Below are 998 nucleotides of genomic sequence, written 5' to 3' on the forward strand. Positions count from 1 at the left end.
ACATCATCGCCATTGCCTACACGGATATAGTCGGGCAGTTTCGCTGTGATAAAAATGCGTTCTCCGTTCCCTAATGCTCCTGCGGTTTCGTATAGAATACCCTCGCCACCGCCTACGATAGCATCAAAGAAATTAAAGGCTTCACGATTTTGTACAATGTGGTAATCCTTACCGACTACGCCCAGTACCGCATTGTTATCGGTGCGTATGTTGGCGAAATAGTTAGGTACTTCCAATTCGGTGCTACCTATCTCTATGCCGTTGGCAGTTTCAATAATGCCCGAACCTTTGGTAAACAGTGGGGATTTTACTACTTCGTAATCTAACCCTGCGTATCTGATTGCTTCCTCGCTTGTAGGGTATTGCTCCACGATTTGCCCCAAGTTATGCCACGCTTTTTGCTGTACTGAAAAGAAACTGTACTTTTCTGTTCTCTCGTTGAAATTGATATTATGTGCCATTTTGATAAAATTTTGATGTTAAAAAATGATTGAATACTCGTTGTTAGAATGGGAGGTCGTCATCTGCTCCCTGTGCTGTAATCTTGTTGTTCTCTGCTTGTGCAGTAGCCTGTACGGTTTCGGCTTTCTTGCTACCTCCGTGCAGTTTGATTTGTGAGGTATGGAAGTTCAGCCCCGAATGTGCTTCGCCGTCTTTTCCTATCCACGCCCTTGTGCTTACTCGCCCTGTGAGTTCCACCAATGTGCCTTTTGTCAGCAGTCTTGCCACGTTTGCAGATAGCCAATAGGCACAATCGAAATAGGTCGTTTGCTCTACACGCTCGCCCTGTTTGTTACTGTAGCTTTCGTTGCTCGCTACTGAAAAGTTTACTATTTGCTTGTCGTTGTTAAGGGTTCTTACTTCCGCATCCCTTGTTAGTCGTCCGATGATGTTCATAATCGTTCTGTTTTAAAAGTTTTACATTTTGTTACGTTCGCTTTTCTATTTTCCTACTTGCTTTTGTTGTAGCTCGCCTCGCTTCGCATAATTTTTTCCAA

2 protein-coding genes are annotated in these 998 nt (G+C 43.8%); both read right to left on the reverse strand.

What is annotated here, in order from left to right; all coding sequences use genetic code 11:
• Window positions 1–461, reverse strand: a 461-nt coding sequence (locus B3I52_RS11310) for a DUF932 domain-containing protein (protein ID WP_293301318.1), incomplete at its 3' end; no start/stop codon positions are given.
• A 43-nt stretch (window positions 462–504) separates the two neighbouring features.
• Window positions 505–897: a single-stranded DNA-binding protein gene (locus B3I52_RS11315; RefSeq protein ID WP_293301320.1), complete on the reverse strand. Its 393-nt coding sequence runs from the start codon at window positions 895–897 to the stop codon at window positions 505–507.
• Window positions 898–998: the final 101 nt, after the last annotated feature.

Origin of the sequence: Pedobacter sp. UBA4863, from assembly GCF_002399615.1 — a bacterium.
Lineage (GTDB): Bacteria > Bacteroidota > Bacteroidia > Sphingobacteriales > Sphingobacteriaceae > Pedobacter.